The sequence below is a fragment of the Corynebacterium sp. MSK310 genome (genome assembly GCF_030227355.1).
Taxonomy (GTDB): domain Bacteria; phylum Actinomycetota; class Actinomycetes; order Mycobacteriales; family Mycobacteriaceae; genus Corynebacterium; species Corynebacterium rhinophilum.
Genome location: NZ_JASPFZ010000014.1, coordinates 23,178 through 40,395, shown reverse-complemented (window position 1 = coordinate 40,395; position 17,218 = coordinate 23,178). Strand labels below are relative to the sequence as shown.

Annotated in this window: 18 protein-coding genes and 1 tRNA gene; 5 read left to right on the top strand and 14 right to left on the bottom strand. The window is 62.6% G+C overall.

All coding sequences use genetic code 11. The annotated features are described in order from the left end of the window. Window positions 1-6: 6 nt before the first annotated feature. Genes pflA through pflB form a run of 3 tightly spaced genes read right to left on the bottom strand, consistent with a single transcriptional unit; the run spans window position 7 to window position 3,241 of the window. Window positions 7-876 carry a pyruvate formate-lyase-activating protein gene (gene pflA / locus QP891_RS09830; protein WP_005277788.1) on the bottom strand — a complete coding sequence of 290 codons (870 nt, stop codon included), beginning with the start codon at window positions 874-876 and terminating at the stop codon, window positions 7-9. A 2-nt stretch (window positions 877-878) separates the two neighbouring features. Then, window positions 879-1,130, bottom strand: a complete 252-nt coding sequence (gene grcA2, locus QP891_RS09825; RefSeq protein WP_005284503.1) for an autonomous glycyl radical cofactor GrcA2 — start codon at window positions 1,128-1,130, stop codon at window positions 879-881. Window positions 1,131-1,153: 23 nt separating this feature from the next. After that, window positions 1,154-3,241 (bottom strand): formate C-acetyltransferase, encoded by a 2,088-nt coding sequence (pflB, locus tag QP891_RS09820; RefSeq protein WP_284771055.1) that lies wholly within the window; start codon window positions 3,239-3,241, stop codon window positions 1,154-1,156. Between the two features lie 310 nt (window positions 3,242-3,551). On the opposite strand from pflB, the gene QP891_RS09815 reads away from it, so the two are divergent. After that, window positions 3,552-5,459, top strand: a complete 1,908-nt coding sequence (locus QP891_RS09815; protein ID WP_284771054.1) for a solute carrier family 23 protein — start codon at window positions 3,552-3,554, stop codon at window positions 5,457-5,459. A gap of 52 nt (window positions 5,460-5,511) precedes the next feature. Here QP891_RS09815 and QP891_RS09810 read toward each other — a convergent pair. After that, window positions 5,512-5,593 (bottom strand) — tRNA-Leu (locus tag QP891_RS09810). A 96-nt stretch (window positions 5,594-5,689) separates the two neighbouring features. Here QP891_RS09810 and QP891_RS09805 point away from each other — a divergent pair. Both QP891_RS09805 and QP891_RS09800 read left to right on the top strand, forming a co-directional pair. Next, window positions 5,690-6,202, top strand: a complete 513-nt coding sequence (locus QP891_RS09805) for an MreC domain-containing protein (protein ID WP_284771069.1) — start codon at window positions 5,690-5,692, stop codon at window positions 6,200-6,202. 3 nt (window positions 6,203-6,205) lie between these two features. Beyond that, entirely contained in the window at window positions 6,206-6,556 is a 351-nt protein-coding gene (locus tag QP891_RS09800) for a DUF3817 domain-containing protein (protein ID WP_005277777.1), read from the top strand. On the opposite strand, the gene rdgB is transcribed toward QP891_RS09800, so the two are convergent. From rdgB to clpS, 8 genes are read right to left on the bottom strand one after another with little or no spacing between them, the layout of a single operon-like run. Then, window positions 6,557-7,159 carry an RdgB/HAM1 family non-canonical purine NTP pyrophosphatase gene (gene rdgB, locus QP891_RS09795; RefSeq protein ID WP_284771053.1) on the bottom strand — a complete coding sequence of 201 codons (603 nt, stop codon included), beginning with the start codon at window positions 7,157-7,159 and terminating at the stop codon, window positions 6,557-6,559. Beyond that, window positions 7,153-7,881 (bottom strand): ribonuclease PH, encoded by a 729-nt coding sequence (gene rph / locus QP891_RS09790; protein ID WP_284771052.1) that lies wholly within the window; start codon window positions 7,879-7,881, stop codon window positions 7,153-7,155. Before rph ends, rdgB begins: the two co-directional genes overlap by 7 nt. 15 nt (window positions 7,882-7,896) lie before the next feature. Continuing rightward, the gene (locus QP891_RS09785; protein ID WP_126319697.1) at window positions 7,897-8,658 is read right to left on the bottom strand and encodes an MBL fold metallo-hydrolase; all 762 of its coding nucleotides are present in this window, start codon (window positions 8,656-8,658) and stop codon (window positions 7,897-7,899) included. A gap of 60 nt (window positions 8,659-8,718) precedes the next feature. Continuing rightward, window positions 8,719-9,498, bottom strand: coding sequence for a glutamate racemase (murI, locus tag QP891_RS09780; RefSeq protein ID WP_284631042.1), 780 nt, complete (start codon window positions 9,496-9,498; stop codon window positions 8,719-8,721). After that, window positions 9,498-10,130, bottom strand: a complete 633-nt coding sequence (locus QP891_RS09775; protein WP_126319699.1) for a rhomboid family intramembrane serine protease — start codon at window positions 10,128-10,130, stop codon at window positions 9,498-9,500. The genes murI and QP891_RS09775 overlap by 1 nt, the downstream gene beginning before the upstream one ends. Before the next feature lie 13 nt (window positions 10,131-10,143). After that, window positions 10,144-11,058 carry a P1 family peptidase gene (locus QP891_RS09770; protein WP_284771051.1) on the bottom strand — a complete coding sequence of 305 codons (915 nt, stop codon included), beginning with the start codon at window positions 11,056-11,058 and terminating at the stop codon, window positions 10,144-10,146. Beyond that, window positions 11,058-11,594 carry a DUF2017 domain-containing protein gene (locus tag QP891_RS09765; RefSeq protein ID WP_284609792.1) on the bottom strand — a complete coding sequence of 179 codons (537 nt, stop codon included), beginning with the start codon at window positions 11,592-11,594 and terminating at the stop codon, window positions 11,058-11,060. Before QP891_RS09765 ends, QP891_RS09770 begins: the two co-directional genes overlap by 1 nt. A gap of 4 nt (window positions 11,595-11,598) precedes the next feature. Then, the gene (gene clpS / locus QP891_RS09760) at window positions 11,599-11,925 is read right to left on the bottom strand and encodes an ATP-dependent Clp protease adapter ClpS (protein ID WP_005277757.1); all 327 of its coding nucleotides are present in this window, start codon (window positions 11,923-11,925) and stop codon (window positions 11,599-11,601) included. Between the two features lie 117 nt (window positions 11,926-12,042). On the opposite strand from clpS, the gene QP891_RS09755 reads away from it, so the two are divergent. Together QP891_RS09755 and QP891_RS09750 are read left to right on the top strand one after the other, a co-directional pair. Then, on the top strand, window positions 12,043-13,371 hold the full coding sequence (locus tag QP891_RS09755; RefSeq protein WP_284612756.1) for a nicotinate phosphoribosyltransferase: 1,329 nt from the start codon (window positions 12,043-12,045) through the stop codon (window positions 13,369-13,371). A gap of 18 nt (window positions 13,372-13,389) precedes the next feature. Further along, window positions 13,390-15,354, top strand: coding sequence for an ATP-dependent DNA helicase (locus tag QP891_RS09750; RefSeq protein WP_284771050.1), 1,965 nt, complete (start codon window positions 13,390-13,392; stop codon window positions 15,352-15,354). Here QP891_RS09750 and QP891_RS09745 read toward each other — a convergent pair. Together QP891_RS09745 and serB are read right to left on the bottom strand one after the other, a co-directional pair. Continuing rightward, window positions 15,320-16,042 carry a peptidyl-tRNA hydrolase gene (locus QP891_RS09745; protein ID WP_284771049.1) on the bottom strand — a complete coding sequence of 241 codons (723 nt, stop codon included), beginning with the start codon at window positions 16,040-16,042 and terminating at the stop codon, window positions 15,320-15,322. The genes QP891_RS09750 and QP891_RS09745 overlap by 35 nt on opposite strands. Next, window positions 16,035-17,156 carry a phosphoserine phosphatase SerB gene (gene serB / locus QP891_RS09740; RefSeq protein ID WP_284771048.1) on the bottom strand — a complete coding sequence of 374 codons (1,122 nt, stop codon included), beginning with the start codon at window positions 17,154-17,156 and terminating at the stop codon, window positions 16,035-16,037. Before serB ends, QP891_RS09745 begins: the two co-directional genes overlap by 8 nt. Window positions 17,157-17,218: the final 62 nt, after the last annotated feature.

The following is a 17,218-nucleotide window of genomic DNA, read 5'->3' as shown; positions in this document are numbered from 1 at the left end:
CCCAGGTTAGTAAACCTCTAGGCCCTTCGCGCGGAAAACGTCGCGGACTTTTTCCACGTCCTCCGGTTTCGGTGGCTTGGTATCTGCCAAGTGGTAGGTCATATCGAGCCCCTCCCACTTGTCCTTGCCCATATTGTGGAAGGGCAGGACCTCGACGCGCTCCACATTGGATTTCCACCGCGCCACGATGGAGGCGACGTTTTCGACGTTCTCGGCCGAATCCGTCAGGCCCGGTACGACGACGAAGCGAATCCACACCGGCTTGCCTATCGCGTTGAGGCGGTCACCAAAATCGAGCGTGGGCTGCAACTGCCGCCTCGTTACGCGCTGATAGGTTTCCTCATCGCCCGACTTCACGTCCAGTAGCACCAGGTCGATATTGTCTAGATCCTCATCGCGCAGGCGCGAGCCTAAGAAACCGGAGGTATCGATGGTGGTGTGGATGCCGGCGTCGTGGACTTCCTTGAGGACGCGGCGGGTAAAGGCAATCTGGAAGAGGGGCTCACCACCGGAGATGGTTAGGCCGCCACCGGAAGCTTGGAAGATGGGCTTATAGCGCTTGATGCGTTTGACCACATCGTCTACCCGCTCCAAGGTGCCGGTCTTCATCTCCATGGTGTCCGGGTTATGGCAATACTGGCAGCGCAGGGGGCAGCCGGACATGAACATGGTCATGCGGGTGCCCGGGCCGTCGACGGCGGTTACCAGCTCCCAAGAGTGCACGAGGGCGATATCGCCGGTGCGGCGCGCCTCCATGAGCTCGGGGCGGGTAATCTCATCGAGTTCGTGGTCGGTTCCCAGGCCCGCGGCAACACCGCGAACGCGCTCGCCGGATTCCGGCGACAGGGTGACCACACCAGTAATGCCATCAGCCATGATTATGAACCCTGGTGGAAGGTGCGGGAAATGACGTCAAGCTGCTGCTCCTTTGTGAGCTTGACGAAGTTGACCGCGTAGCCAGAGACGCGAACGGTGAGGTTCGGGTACTTCTCTGGGTGCTCAACGGCATCTTCCAGCGTGGACTTGTCCAGCACGTTGATGTTGGCGTGGTACAGGCCAGAGTTCATCTTGTGTTCGTCGCGGCTGGCCTTCATGTCTGAAAGGCGTTCTGCATAGGTTGGGGTTGCCATGATGGTTCTCCTTGTCGTGATTCTTATTGTTCCATGATGAAGCCGGCATCCAGCACGCCGACTAGGTTGGTGATGCGCTCTTCTGGGGTGCGGCCCAATCCGGACGGGGTGATGGTATTGGTCAGCGAGATGCCGTCCAGGGCATCCTTGTAATCCAGCTTGCCCACCGACAGCATGGAGGCGACCATGCCGTGGTTATCCGCACCGTTTTCGGGGTTAGCACCCGGGGAGAAGGGAGTGCCGGCCTTGTGGCCTGACGGGAAGGAACCTGTTGCCTTGCCGTAGACCACGTTGGAGGTAATGGTCAGCACGGACTGGGTGGGGATGGCATTGCGGTACATCGGGATGGCCTTAATTTTTTCCATCACGGTGTGCACGATGGTGGCAGCGATGTCATCGGCGCGGTCATCGTCGTTGCCGTAGAACGGGAACTCGCCCTCAGTGATGTAATCCGTAATCAGTCCGGTCTCATCGCGGACCGGGGTGACCTTGGCGTACTTGATGGCAGAAAGCGAATCGGCGACGATGGAAAGCCCCGCGATGCCGCAGCCCATGGAGCGGATGATATTGGAATCATGCAGCGCCATTTCCACGGCCTCGTAGGCGTACTTATCGTGCGAGTAGTGGATGATGTTTAGCGCCTCGACGTAGGTGCCAACCACCCAGTCCAGCATCTCCTCGTACTTTTGCCAGACCTCGTCGAAGTCCAACGGGCCATCGCCTTGAATCGGCTCGTAGCCTTCAACGATTTGCTTGCCGGAGACCTCATCCCGGCCGCCGTTCATGGCATAGAGCAGGGCCTTGGCGGCATTGACGCGGGCGCCGAAGAACTGCATCTGCTTGCCCACTTCCATCGGGGACACGCAGCAGGCAATCGCCGCGTCATCGCCCCACTCGTCGCGAATCTGGCGGTCAGACTCGTACTGGATGGAGGAGGTTTCGATGGAGATGTGCGCGCAGAATTCCTTGTAGCCTGCAGGCAGCTCCGGATCCCAGAAAATGGTGATATTCGGCTCCGGTGATGGCCCCAGGTTGATCAGGGTCTGCAGGAGGCGGAAGGAAGTCTTGGTGACCATGTGGCGGCCATCGCTGCCGAAGCCGGCATCGGACCAGGTGGCCCAGTACGGGTCGCCGGAGAAAATCTGGTCATAGTCGATGGTGCGCAGGAAGCGGACGATGCGCAGCTTCAGCACGAGCGCGTCGATGATTTCCTGTGCCTGCTCCTCGGTGATGATGCCAGCGGCCAAGTCGCGCTCGAAGTAGCAGTCGAAGAACGCAGACAGGCGGCCGATGGACATGGCGGCACCATCCTGCGACTTGATGGAGGCGAGGTAGCCAAAGTAGGTCCACTGCACGGCCTCGTGGGCGGTGCGCGCCGGCTCGGAGATGTCAAAACCGTAGGACTCGGCCATCGCCTTGAGCTTCTTCAGGGCCTTGATCTGCTCGGAGTGCTCCTCGCGGTAGCGGGCCCAGTGCTCGGAAAAGCCGGCATCGGCAATGGCATCGCGGGCCTTAATCTTTTCCTGGATGAGGTAGTCCACGCCGTACAGCGCCACGCGGCGGTAATCGCCGATGATGCGGCCGCGGCCATAGGCATCGGGCAAGCCGGTGATGATGTGTGATGAACGGGCGGCGCGAATGCGCGGGGTGTAGATATCGAAGACCGCATCATTGTGGGTCTTGCGGTAGCGGGTGAAGATCTTCTCCACCTCGGGGTCTACCTCTTTGCCCGCCTCGCCGATGGCCTGCTTGACCATGCGCCAGCCGCCGAACGGCATCATAGCGCGCTTGAGCGGCGTATCGGTTTGCAGGCCGACGATGACGTCATCGTCTTCTGAGATATAGCCAGCCGGGAAGGCATCGATATCGGTCGGGGTGTGCGTATCGACGTCATAAATGCGCTTTTCGCGCTCGACCGACAGGTAGTTCTTTTCCAGGGTGTCCCACACGCGCAGCGTCTTATCGGTGGGTCCAGCGAGGAAGCTGGAATCGCCGTTAAAAGGCGTGTAGTTGCGCTGAATGAAATCGCGGACATTGATGCCCTCGGTCCAAGGGCCGGGCGCAAAACCTTCCCACCCTTGATACTGCTGGGGCTTAGTTGCGGTAGTCATAATTCCCTTCTTCTGGGTCAAATTTCCCGGGGCACATGCCGCCTTTTCATCCCGCAGCATCAAGCCCCGTCACCTCTTCATTGTCGGCTCGATTCGCGAAATTAACAACCATAAACATTGCCGTGAGCACCAGTTATAAACCGGTCATCATGCTTTGCTGGTAGCTCGATTCATATAAACCACCCGTACGTTTTTGTTCGGGGGCAATCCAGCCCCGATCGTGGCTTTGCTCACGTACACTTTGGCGCCGACTTGTGTCTACCTCTACTGTTAAGGCGGTCAGCTTCGCTTCCGTAACAAGGAGGACTTCGTGGCGTCCCAGCCCAAGCACCCCGTAGACATCGTTCCCCCCGCGCCGAAACTCGCCGCCCTTGGGCTGCAGCACGTCCTCGCGTTTTATGCCGGGGCGGTCATCGTCCCGCTGCTCATCGCCAGCTCGTTGAACCTGGATGCGGAAACGACCATCCACCTCATCAATGCCGACCTTTTAACCTGCGGTATTGCGACGATTATTCAGTCGGTGGGCATCGGCAAGCATATTGGCGTGCGCCTGCCCATCGTGCAGGGCGTGACCACGACGGCGGTATCGCCCATCATCGCGATTGGCCTCGGCGCCACCGATGGCGAGGGCGGGGTGGCTTCGCTGCCCACGATTTACGGCGCCATCATCGTCGCAGGCCTTTTTACCTTCTTCGCCGCGCCGGTCTTTGGCAAGGTGCTGCGTTTCTTCCCACCGGTGGTTACCGGTTCAGTGCTGCTGGTGATGGGTACTTCGCTGCTGGCGGTATCGGCCAATGACTTTGTCAATTATGCCGAGGGCGTGCCGGCCACGCGCGATTTGCTCTATGGCTTTGGCACGCTCGCGGTCATCATTTTGGTGCAGCGTTTTTCCTCCGGCTTCGTGGGTACGTTGGCGGTGCTCATCGGCTTGGTGCTGGGCACGGGCGTGGCGCTCGCGCTTGGCGATGCCTCCTTTAGCGAAGTCTCCTCCTCCCCCGCCCTCGGCATTACCACACCGTTTTATTTCGGCATGCCGCAATTCGACCTCGTGGCGATTTTCTCGCTGATTATCGTCATGATCATCACCATGGTGGAAACGACTGGCGATGTGTTTGCCACCGGTGAAATCGTCAAAAAGCGCATCCGCCGCGATGACGTGGTGCGCGCCATCCGCGCCGATGGTGTCTCCACCCTAGTAGGCGGCGTGATGAATTCGTTCCCCTATACCTGCTTTGCGCAAAACGTTGGCCTGGTGCGCTTGACCAACGTGAAATCGCGCTGGGTGGCCGTGGCGGCTGCGGGGTTCATGATTGTGCTGGGTCTTTTGCCGAAGGCCGGCGCGGTCGTTGCTGCGATTCCGTCGCCGGTGCTCGGCGGCGCATCGCTAGCGCTTTTTGCCAACGTGGCGTGGGTGGGCCTGCAGACCATCGCTAAGTCAGATCTCAGCGATGGCCGCAACTCCGTCATCGTCACCTCCGCACTGGGCCTGGCCATGCTGGTGACCTTCAAGCCGGAGGTAGCCAGTGCCTTCCCGGAGTGGGCGCAGACCTTCGTTTCTTCTGGCATGTCCATCGGCGCGATTACCGCAATCGTGCTCAACTTGTTGTTCTTCCACACCGGCAGCGCGAGCGCGCAGGTCTCGCGCGCCGATGGCAAGGGCGTGAGCCTTAACGAGCTTAATGAGGCCTCGCGTGAGGAGTTTACCGCCGCGCTGCGCCCGCTATTCAATAATGAAACCTGGCCGCTCGAGCTGGCCTGGCAGTCCCGGCCGTTTAGCGATGTCAACGAGCTGCGCGCCGCCGTCCAGGTCGCCGTGCTGACCGCGGATGCGGACCGGCGCGATGCGCTCATCCACGACTACCCAGCCATGGACGAGCTGCTACTGGCCTCGTCTGATGAGGCAGCGAATATTTCCGCTGACCGCGGATCGCTCGGGCTGAGCGAGCTCGACGACGTGCAAACCGAACGCATTACCGAGCTGTCCGCCGCCTACCGCGAGCGCTTTGGTATGCCGTTCGTCGCGTACCTCGATACCAACGACACGGTGGAGCGTGTGATCGACGCCGGCGTGCGGCGCCTCGCTAATTCCGATGCGCAGGAATACCGCATTGCGTTAAGTGAAATCGTCGAGATCGCCAATGACCGCTTCGATATCCTGCTTGCCGATGCCAACCCCGTCCGCTCCTCCTGGGACCGCAAGTTCACCGAGGTAGATTAGGATCCACAAAAGCACCGCAGTCCTTAGAACAAGTACTGCGGTGCTTTTCTTGTGCGCCCGGTGAGACTTGAACTCACACGTCATAAGACACTAGAACCTAAATCTAGCGCGTCTGCCAATTCCGCCACGGGCGCAAGCAACGTTGAATAGTGTACACGGCGCGTCGATAAACGAGAAACCAGGGTCATTCCGTATTGCGGCGGTGGATAGGTAGGGTGGGTGAAGTGAGTATGCAAGAGGAACAGAAGAAACGGCGCGTGAAGGTGCGGTGGTGGCACATCGCCCTCGTCATATTTTTCGTGGTGCTTTTCCTCTTCCTCGCCTATTGGCAGTGGACGCGCTTCCGCTCCGGCTCGGGCACCTTTCAAAACTTGGGCTACGCCTTTCAGTGGCCTCTATTTGCGGTATTCGTGGTCTATGCTTATCGCACCACCCTGCGCTATGAAAATGAGCGCCTTGCCGCAGAAAACGAAGCCCGGGAGATGGATTCGCTGCAGGCCTCAGAAAACGCCCCTGAAAATATCGGCGAAACCGCCAGCGCAGGATCTGATTCGCCCGATGGTTCTGAGGTGAGGGGCTCGGCAGCTAGCTCGGCGGAGAAAACCGCCATCGATGAGGATTTCTTGCCGCAGCGCCCGCAGCTGAATGTGGAAGAGTTTAATGCGTTGAATCAGCCTCGGCGCCGCCGCGGTTCCCCCGCAGAGGATCGCGGCGAAGGCCCGACAGATAAAAGGAGAAAATAAATCATGACAAACCAGGTACACCCAGACCGCAAGGCGCGCATCCGTGGCCCGCTGAAGTTCTTTTCCATCGCGGCCACGGTGACCGGTATCTTCCTGATCATCCTGGTCATCCGCATGTTCTTCCAGTACGTCATGGGCGCAGAAATCCCGGAATGGGCGACCTACATCGCCATCGTGCACGGCATCGCGTACATGACCTATCTGCTGTCCATCCTGATTCTGGGCCCGCGTGCGCTGTGGCCCGCCGGCAAGCTGATTACCACCGCGCTCGCCGGCGTGGTGCCCTTCCTGTCCTTCTGGATGGAGCACAAGCGCCGCAAGGAAATCGAGGAGCAATTCCAGCTCAACGCTTAATTAGCTGGCCAGCTCTGCGATAAGCGGGACCAGCTGGGAAAGGGCGCGGCCGCGGTGCGAGACCGCGTTCTTTTCCGCAGGCGACATGTCTGCCGCAGAACGCGACTCGCCTTCTGGTTGGAAGAGCGGGTCGTAGCCAAAACCATTGGCACCGCGCGACTCGCGCAGCAGCTTGCCCTCCCAGCGGCCCTCGGCCACGCGCTCTGTGCCCTCGGGGGTCACGAGGGCACACACGGAGACGAAGGCGGCGGCACGCCGCTCGTCAGGGACATCGGCCATCTGCGCCAAGACCAGGTCATTATTGGCCTGGTCATTGCCGTGCTGGCCGGACCACCGAGCGGAAAGCACGCCGGGCATGCCGTTGAGCTCCTCGATGGCCAGCCCGGAATCATCCGCGATGGTCACCAGACCCGTGGCGGCGGCGCCGGCGCGGGCCTTGATGAGCGCGTTATCGGCAAAGGTGCGGCCGTCTTCGATGGGCTCTGGGTAGGCTTCGACCTCAGAAAGCAGGCGCAGTTCCACGCCCTCGATGCCCGCCTCGGACAAGATACGATCGAGCTCGGCCAGCTTCTTCGGATTGCCGGAGGCGACGAGGATTACCATCCCAGCGCCGCTTTCTGCGCCGCGATGAGCTCGCTGCAGCCCTTCTGGGCCACATCCAGCATCCCGTTGAGCTGCTCGCGGCCGAAGAGGCCGTGCTCACCGGTGCCCTGGATTTCTACGAAGTCGCCGGATTCCTGCATCACCACGTTAAGATCCACCTCGGCGCGGGAATCTTCCTCATAGGGCAAATCCAGGCAGATTTCGCCGTCGATGATGCCCACGGAAACCGCGGCGATGGGATCGAGCAGCGGTTCGCCGGGGACGGCGCCTTCGGACTTGAGGTGGGTGATGGCATCGGCAAGCGCGACATAGGCGCCGGTGATGGAGGCGGTGCGGGTGCCGCCATCGGCCTGCAGCACGTCGCAGTCGAGCTGGATGGTGTTTTCTCCCAGCTGCTCCAGGTCCACGGCGGCGCGCAGGGAGCGGCCGACCAGGCGGGAAATCTCGTGGGTGCGGCCCTTGACCTTGCCGCGCATGGACTCGCGCGGCATGCGGTCGTGGGTGGCGGACGGCAGCATGGCGTACTCGGCGGTCAGCCAGCCCTCGCCGGAATCGCGCTTGAAACGCGGCACCCCGAGTTCGACGGAGGCGGTGCACATCACGCGGGTATTGCCAAATTCCACCAAGACGGATCCAGCCGGGTTGGTGGTGAAATTGCGGGTAATGCGGACGCTGCGCATTTGGTCGAGCGCGCGCCCATCGGCACGAGTAAATTCAGTCATGCCCTCCAGCGTAACTTAGAACTGCATGCCCGCAGTACCCAGCACGATCTCGCCGTCGAATTCCTCCCGCGCCGCCGCCACGGTGGCCTCAGCATCGCCCCAGGGCTGGATGTGGATCAACACCAGCGTGCGAACGCCCGCTTCCCGCGCCGCGCGCCCCGCTTCCGCACCCGACATGTGCATGCCGGGTGCCATGCCCTCGGAGGAAGCACCCCAGGTGGCCTCGCAGAGGAAGAGATCGGCGCCCCGGGCGGCATCGACAAGCGCGGGCGTATAAGACGTATCGCCGGAATAGGTAATGGTCTTGCCGGTCTTGGCGTGCTCGATGCGCAGCGCATAAGCCTCTACCGGATGGTTGACGGGGAAGGGGGTGATAAAGACGTCATCGACAAGCTGGCGCTCCCCCGCCACCCACGGGCTAAACGCCAAGGTATCGGACATATCGTCGATCCCATTTACCTCGTCGGAGGACAGGCGGCCTAGGTGCGTCGGGGTGGCGGACGGGCCGAAGCAGAAATTGCGCGAGGCCGCCGGGGCGGTGGGATGGAAGCGGCGCCACACCATGAGGGAGGGAAAATCCGCGCAGTGATCCGCGTGCAGATGGCTAAAGGCCACGTGGGCATCGCACGGATCCTGCAGTTGAGCTAGCTGGCCCAGCGTGCCCGAGCCCATATCCAGGATGATGGACGGTGCATTGTCGAAGGACACGACATAGCCGGAGGCAGGATTGTCTGCGGTGGGTACGCTACCGGAGCAGCCTAGGATGGTCAGCTTCATGAAACCAATAGTTCCATGAATCCGGACCAAATGCTGGTACCGCGCGCAAAAGGGGGAGGATTAGCCGATCTGCGGGCCCAAAAAGCGCGTGGCCAGCTGGGCGAAGACCTCTGGATCGCCGGTGGATTCGAAGGAATGGACCGGCTGGTTGCCCTCGGGGGCGAGCATGTCAGTTTCCGTAAGAAGGCGCATGACGTCCTTGGTGGTTTCCTCTGAGGAGGTCACCAGGGACACGTTTTCGCCCATGGCGAGCTGGATGATGCCGGTAAGCAGCGGGTAGTGCGTGCATCCCAGCACCAAGGTATCCACGCCCTGGGCCTGCAGGGGCGCAAGGTAGCCCTCGGCGACGCCGAGGATCTGGCGGCCCGCGGTAATCCCGCGCTCAACAAAGGGCACGAAGTCCGGGCAGGCGGTGGCTACCGCCTCGACATTGGGGTTAACCGCGAAAAGGTCCTGGTACGCGCCGGATTTGATGGTGCCCTCAGTGCCGATGACGCCGATCTTGCCATTGCGCGTGGTGGACATGGCGCGGCGCACGGCCGGGCGGATAACCTCCACGATGGGGATATCGTAGCGCTCGCGGGCATCGTGCAGGAAGGCCGCGGTGGCGGTATTGCAGGCGATGACCAGCATCTTGCAGCCGCGCTCCACCAGCTCATCGGCAATATCCTGGGAAAAGGCCCGCACCTGCGAGATGGGCCGCGGGCCGTAGGGGCCGTGGGCGGTATCACCCTTATAGATAACGGATTCTTGCGGCAGCTGCTCCATTACCGCGCGGGCCACGGTCAGCCCGCCGACGCCCGAGTCAAAGATGCCGATGGGAGACGACGCGTTGGGCATTATTTCCTCCCTGCCTTTGCGGGGTTATCGGAAGTGATGAACATGCCGGCCGCTACACCGCCCAGGGCGCCGAAGAGGTGGCCTTGCCAGCTAATGCCCTCGGCGACGGGCAGCACGCCCCAAATCAGCCCGGAATAGGAAAAGCCCAGGATGATGCCCAAAATGATCTGCAGCAGGGAGCGATTGAAGACGCCGCGCACCACGAGGTAGGCCAGCCAGCCATAGACCAGCCCGGACGCGCCGATATGCGAGGTTCCGGCTCCGCCCAAAAACCACGTGCCAAGGCCCGCCACCACGGTGGTGATCAAGGTGACCTCCCACCACACCCGGCGCCCGGACAAGCCGATGAGGAAGCAAAACAGGGCACCCGGCAGCGAGTTGGACATCAAGTGCTCCAGGCTGCCGTGCAGCAGCGGCGCCGTGATAATGCCCCACAGGCCGTCCACGTCGAGCGGGCGGATGCCGTAATTGGACAACCCGCCGCCGAAGACAACGGCGTTGATGAGGTGGACCGACCACTCCACCGCGAGGAAGCCCAATGCCAGGGATAGGCCGGTGCTGATGCGGCCACGGCCGCGGTTGTTCGTGCTGGTCGGCGCCGGCTGATTACGTGAAGTTCCACCCATAGTCATAATGGGCAATATCTTAGCCGAGCAAGTCGCGATACGCGCGAAGCCCCAGGCCAGGGCGTGCGGCAGTGACCGCGGTGACGATGGCCTCCTCCACCACATCGGCCGCCGCAGCACACAGCTGGACTATGTCCACCTCGGCGGGGGCCTGCGCCGTTGACAAGGCGAAAATGGTATCGCCGTCCAGTGGCGAATGCGCGGGGCGAACGGCGCGCGCAATACCGTCGTGAGCCGTCATGGCGAGGCGTTGGGCTTGGGCGGTGGTGACGGGGGCATCGGTAAGCACGGCGCCAATCGTCGTATTCAGCTTCGCCGCTGGGTGCGGCAAATCGCGGTAGGCGGCCAGGTTGACCGGTGTGCGCCCCTGCGCGCCATAGAGGCGGCCGGATTGCGGGTCGATGACCTCGCCCACGGGATTGGCTACCATCGCGGCACTGACCTCGTAATTTCCGACCTTGCGGGTGGCCAGGCCGAAGCCGCCGCGCAGCTTGCCCGCCGTGGCGCCCACGCCCGCGCCGACCGTGCCGACCGTCTCGTCGTGGCCGGCCATGGCCGCCCGCAGCGCCGCCGCCCCATCCTCCGGTCCCGGGCGGGAGGGGCCGACCAGCAGATCGAAAATCACCGCCGCCGGCACGATGGGCACACGTGGGCCGGGCTTGTCCTCGCCAAAGACGGGGAAACCCACCCCGTGGGCTTCCAATTCGCGCATGACGCCGTCAGCGGCCGCCAAGCCGAAGGCGGACCCGCCCGCGAGCACGATGGCGTGGACGCGCTCAACGGTATTGTGCGGTTGCAAGAGATCGGTCTCGCGCGTACCGGGCCCGCCGCCGCGCACATCCACGCTGGCTAGCGCGCCCTTCGGGCCGCAGTAGAGCACGGTGGCGCCAGTGTCCTCGCCGGAAAAATGGCCAATGCTAATGCCGTCAATCATTAATCCATCAACACTTCCAGCAGGGAATCCTGGCAATAGGCCAGCCATTCCACCAAGGTATCGCGGTCCGTCATGAGGTTTTCGTCGGTCGCTTCCCCGGCCGCGACGTATAAGCGCAGGTCATTGAGGCCGGCCACGAAGGCTTGGGCTTCCTGCTCCGAAATGGAGACCTCTACCCCGCCGGTGGGGCCGAGCGCATTGCCGATGACCTGCAGGTTCTGCAGCTTCGCCCGTGCGATGTCATTTTCGTGCAGCGAGCGCAAAAGGGATGCATCGCCGTCGTATTCCTCATCGCCGGGCTTTTGGAAGTCCGGAAACAGCCGCGCCAAGGAGGGATCTTCGGGGGCCTCGGTGTGGCCGGTGGGCATGTCCAGCATTTCCGCGAGCTCGTCTTTCGGCGCGGATTGGGCGCGGCCGATAATCGCCTCAGAGACGGTGGCGGTGAGGTTGCCAATGACCTCGCGCTCCATGGGCTCGAATACCGCCGTGATTTTGGGCCCGCGCATCAGCGATTTCTTCTTTTTCCACGGTTGCATCTATCTACCCTGCCTGTTGCATCGTCGCCCACAGACCCGCGATCTGGAGCTTTTTCACGTCCGCCTCAACCTTGTCCTTTTCGCCGCTGGACACGGCGGCCTTGCCTTCCGTGTGGACCTGCATCATCAGCTCGTTGGCCCGCTTTTTGTCGTAGCCCAAAACGGTTTGGAATACGTAGGACACGTAGCTCATCAAATTGACGGGATCGTCCCAGACGATGCACATCCACGGCAGATTCTCGCTCGCGGCCACATCAACTTCGATTCCTTCATCCAAGTCGGGCGTGGCCATGGGAGAGCTCATACGGACTTCGGGGTGTTGCGGCTTCATGCCTTATAGCCTAATCATTTTTCGCTGGCATTTTGGGCATTGGGTCTCCCCGCAGCTCACTGGGGTGGTGGCCCGGGTATGCTGAAAGCTTCTTAAGCTGTGAGTAGTATCAGGCTCATGAATGACATAGCACGCTCTATCGATCGCTCCACCGCTTTGCTCACGGATAAATACGAGCTCACCATGCTGCAAGCCGCGCTTCGCGATGGCACAGCCCACCGCAACGTGACCTGCGAGGTCTTTTCCCGCCGCCTGCCCAATGAGCGTCGCTACGGCGTCGTCGCCGGCACCGACCGCGTGTTGCGCGCGGTAGAGGACTTCCGCTTCTCCCCCGAACAGCTGGAACAGATGGATTTCCTGGATGAAGATACCCGACAGTACCTGCGCGACTGGCGCTTTTCCGGGCAGATCGATGGCTACCGCGAGGGCGAGCTGTATTTTCCCAACTCTCCTATCTTGACGGTGCGCGGCACCTTTGGTGAGTGCGTGGTGCTCGAAACCATCGTGCTGTCCATCTTGAATGCCGATTCCGCCGTCGCCTCTGCCGCATCCCGCATGGTCACTGCCGCCGATGGCCGCCCCATTCTGGAGATGGGCAGCCGCCGCACCCACGAATACGCGGCCGTAACCGCCGCCCGCGCCGCCTACCTCGCCGGGTTTACCGCCACCTCCAATCTGGAGGCCGGCTTCCGCTACGGCATCCCGGTATCTGGCACCGCCGCCCACGCCTGGACCTTGGCGCACACGAACCCGGATGGCACGAGCAATGAGGAGGCGGCCTTCCGCGCACAAATCGATACCCTGGGCATCGATACCACCTTGCTGGTGGATACGTACGACATCACCAAGGGCGTCGAGACCGCCGTCAAGGTCGGTGGCCCGGAGCTTGGCGGGGTGCGCATCGATTCCGGCGACCTTGGTGCGGTGACCCGGCGCGTGCGCAAGCAGCTCGATGAGCTGGGCAATCACAATACCAATATCGTTGTTTCCTCCGATTTGGACGAGTTCGCCATCGCGGGTCTGCGCGGCGATCCCGTCGATGTCTACGGCGTGGGCACCTCCGTGGTCACCGGCTCTGGTGCCCCAACCGCGGGCATGGTCTACAAGGTCGTCGAGGTCGACGGGGTGCCGGTGGCCAAGCGCTCGTCATCCAAGCAATCGGTGGGCGGGGCCAAGCGCGCACTGCGCACCTACCGGTCCTCCGGCGTGGCGGTAGAAGAGGTCGTCTACCCCTTTGCCGCAGACGCGCCGGATACGGGCCAGCTCACCACCCGCGAGTTGACCATTCCTTTAATGCGCGATGGGCACATCGTAGAGGACCTGCCCGATCTGGAGGCCTCCCGCACCTACTTGGACGAGGCCCGCAAGACCCTGCCGTGGGAGGGACTGGCGCTTTCGCGCGACGATGCCGCCGTGCCCACGCGAATGGTGGGCTTTAAGGACTAGGTCGCTAGACTGTGTGGGGTGAGTGACCCCGCAGATGAGCCCCTAAACCACGACACGGAAACGCTGCTAGGCGCGGCGGTGGATGCGCTCGGCGGCTCCCGCCGCGAGGGCCAGGTTCGCATGGCTAACGCGGTATCCAAGGCCTTGGAATCCGAGCGCCACCTCGCCGTTCAGGCGGGCACGGGTACGGGTAAATCCTTGGCCTACCTGGTTCCGGCTATCCGGCATGCGATGAACTCGGGTTCCACCGTCGTCGTCTCCACCGCCACGCTGGCCCTGCAGCGCCAGTTGGTGGAGCGCGACCTCCCGCGGCTGACGGAGGCGCTAGCCGATGTCATGGAGCGCACCCCCACCTTCGCCATCATGAAGGGCCGCAATAATTACGTGTGCCTGAATAAGATCGCGGCCACCCCGGATGACCCGGAGGCTCTTATCGATGAGTCCGATATCTCCTACCGCGGCAAGGCCGTGCGCCGCATCCACGACTGGGCGCAGGAGACCGAAACCGGTGACCGGGATGATTTAGACTTCGGCGTGCCGGATTTGGTGTGGCGAGCGGTATCGGTGACCTCAAATGAATGCTTGGGAGCCGGGCGCTGCCCGCATGGTGCGGATTGCTTCGCCGAAGAGGCCCGCAGGGCTGCTGCCGATGTCGATATCATCGTCACCAACCACGCCATGCTCGCCATCGATGCCATCTCTGAGGCCAGTATCCTGCCCGAACATGATGTGGCGATCATCGATGAGGCACACGAGCTCGATGGGCGCATTACCTCCGTTTCCACCGCGGAGATTACCTCCCGCGCCATTAAAATGGCGGCGAACCGCGCAAAGTCACTGGGCAATGCCGGAAACCTAGCGGAGTTGGCCGATGAATTCGATGATCTGCTGCGCGTCCAGGAGCCCGGCCGGTGGACGGATTTGGATGAGACCTCCCAGGCGCACTTGCGCGCGCTTGCCGATGAGTTCTTGCGCGTTAAATCCCTCATCTCCCGCGCCCCAGAAGGCGAGGCCAACGATGACCCCGAAAAGAACGCCGAGCGCCAAAATTTAAGTAATCACCTCACGGACTTGGCCGAGGCGATCCGGCGGATCCTGGAAGTCTTCGCCACCGACGACCCCGCCGCGCAAGACGATGTGGTGTGGCTGGAAGGCACCGATACCCTCGCCGTCGCGCCGCTGTCTATCGCGCACATGCTGCGCGAGAACCTATTTGGGGAGCAAACGGTGGTGCTTACCTCGGCCACGCTGGCGCTGGGCGGGCGTTTCGACGCCATGGCGGCACAATGGGGCCTGCCGTCCGGTACGTATGACACGCTCGATGCAGGAACGCCCTTTGACCCGGCGAAATCCGGCATCCTGTATACCGCGAAACACCTCCCCGCACCGGGGCGGGATGGCCTGTCCTCCGAAACCTTGGAAGAAATATACGAGCTCATCATGGCCGCCGGCGGGCGCACGCTGGGGTTATTCTCCTCGCGCCGAGCGGCGGAAGAGGCCGCGGAGGCCCTGGCGCCGCGTTTGCCGTTTGACCTGTATGTGCAAGGCGAAGATGCCATCGGCACGCTGGTAGATAAGTTCTCCACGAAGGAGAACTCCTGTCTCTTTGGCACCTTGACGCTTTGGCAAGGCGTGGATGTGCCGGGGCCATCGTGCTCGCTAGTCCTCATTGACCGCATCCCCTTTCCGCGGCCCGATAACCCACTGCTGCAGGCCCGCTCCCAGGCAGCCGACGCCGCCGGGCGCTCCGGGTTCATGGAGGTCTCCGCCAATCACGCGGCGCTCCTCATGGCGCAGGGATCCGGGCGGCTATTGCGCCACGTAACGGACCGCGGGGTCGTCGCCGTGCTGGATAACCGACTGGAATACAAGCGCTACGGCGCATTCCTCAAGGCCTCGATGCCGCGGTTCTGGCAAACCACGAACCCGGAAACGGTACGCGGTGCCCTTAAGCGATTGGTCGCCGCAGCGCACACACGGTAGCCGAATCCGGGGCGATCTCAGTAAACCCGGCATCGATGATGACTACCGCGTCCTCCTGCGCGCAGGCGGTGCGAAATGTCTCTGCGTCCACCTCGCGGACAGAGAGCGGAAAACCTTCTGCCGCCCAAGCCGCAGCCTCCTCTTGGCTCATGGCGGCGGCGAGCATCATCGAGCCGTGGCCCACTTGGGCGGCTGCCTTGCCCGCGGTCATGGCGAGGCTGCGGTCGACGTAGATAATGGGGGCATCGGCAAGCGGAGGCCCTGACTCGTCCATCGCGAGGTCGGTGTGGCCGATCTGCAGCTTGCTAATGAGCGGGTCCACCTCCCCCACCGCTGAAGGTGCAAAGGCACGCGCGCGGTCATCCACGGTGACACCAGGCAGCAGCTGCACATCGCGCCACGCCTTATTGCGCGCCCGGCGGGCAATCTTGCGGATGCGGTGGCCGTACCACTGCGCGAGCGCCGCGGCGAAGGCACCGTCCTCGCCGGCGCGGTCATCTAGACAGGCGGCCACCACGGCGCGGGCGGCCGCGGTAAGCACCTCGCTGCGCGCCGGGGGATCCTGCTTGGGGAGGTGGAGGGCTATCTGCATCGCCTGCACGGTCGACGGATCCGCGGGGTCCTCGTGGGAATCCCGAGCGGTACAGGCGGCAACGAGGCGTTGGTGCGCTATCTCGAACTTAGACATTGGCAATTCCCAACATCGGTAGGACGGCGTCGAGGCGGCGCGGTGTGATGCAGGCATCGGCGGCCTCGCGCAGCGCCGGCTTCGCATCAAAAGCGACGCCCAGCCCGGCGGCGGTGACCATGGCGATGTCATTGGCGCCATCGCCCACCGCAACGGTGGACTCCATCCCGATTCCGGAATCCGCGGCGAATTCGCGCAGAAAGTCTTCCTTGGCCTGGCGGTCGACCACCTTCCCAATGACCTTACCGGTCAGCTTGCCATCGCGGATTTCCAGAGTATTGGCCCGCACGTAGTCGAGCTGGAGGTCTGTGGCCAAGCCCTCGAGCACCTGAATAAAGCCACCCGAGACCACGGCGGTGCGGTGGCCCAGACGGTGGAGGGTTCCGATCGCTTCCTTAGCGCCGGGTGTCAGCTCGATATCGCGGGCGACCTCATCGATAATCGAGGCATCCAGGCCCTCCAGCACCGCGACGCGCTCGCGCAGGGACTCCTCAAAGTCCAATTCGCCGCGCATGGCGCGCTCGGTTACGGCGGCCACTTCTGCTTCCTTGCCTGCGTGGGCGGCGAGCATCTCGATGACCTCACCTTCAATCAGGGTCGAATCGCAGTCGAAGCACACCAAACGCTTGCCGCGATGGCCTAGGCCCTCGAGGGAGATATCGATACCGCGTTCAGCGGCAATCTCCCGCAGAGCCCGCCGCGCCGCGGCGGCATCTTCTAGTGCCACGGTAAGTTCCACGGCGAAAAGGGAATCCAGCGCTATCCGGCGCATGCGGACCGTCTCCCCATTCACGGCGCTCTGCACCGCGCTAATATCCCCCGCGTTTATCTCCTCACCAATAATGGCAACAGCATAGCTTTGTGCAATAGACACCTCATGCTCGAACGGCGCCATGGCCTCGCGCACGCGATCCCCTAGTGCTGCGGTATCGGTGCTGGACAGATCGCACTGCGCGGTGAGGGCGAGGTGGTTGGAGGCGGTGGCGAGGTGGACATCGGCAAGCGGGACGGGAAAATCAGCCAACGCAGTAAAGAAAGCGGCGGCCGCTCCGGGAGCGTCTGGTCCGAGACTAGTAATGGTCGTGGTGTCAGCTTGAGTATTCACAACGACCATTATCCCACACGCGCCAAAGCCGCCCTCCCTACCTCTAAGAGGCTGGGGAAGGCGGCTGTAGT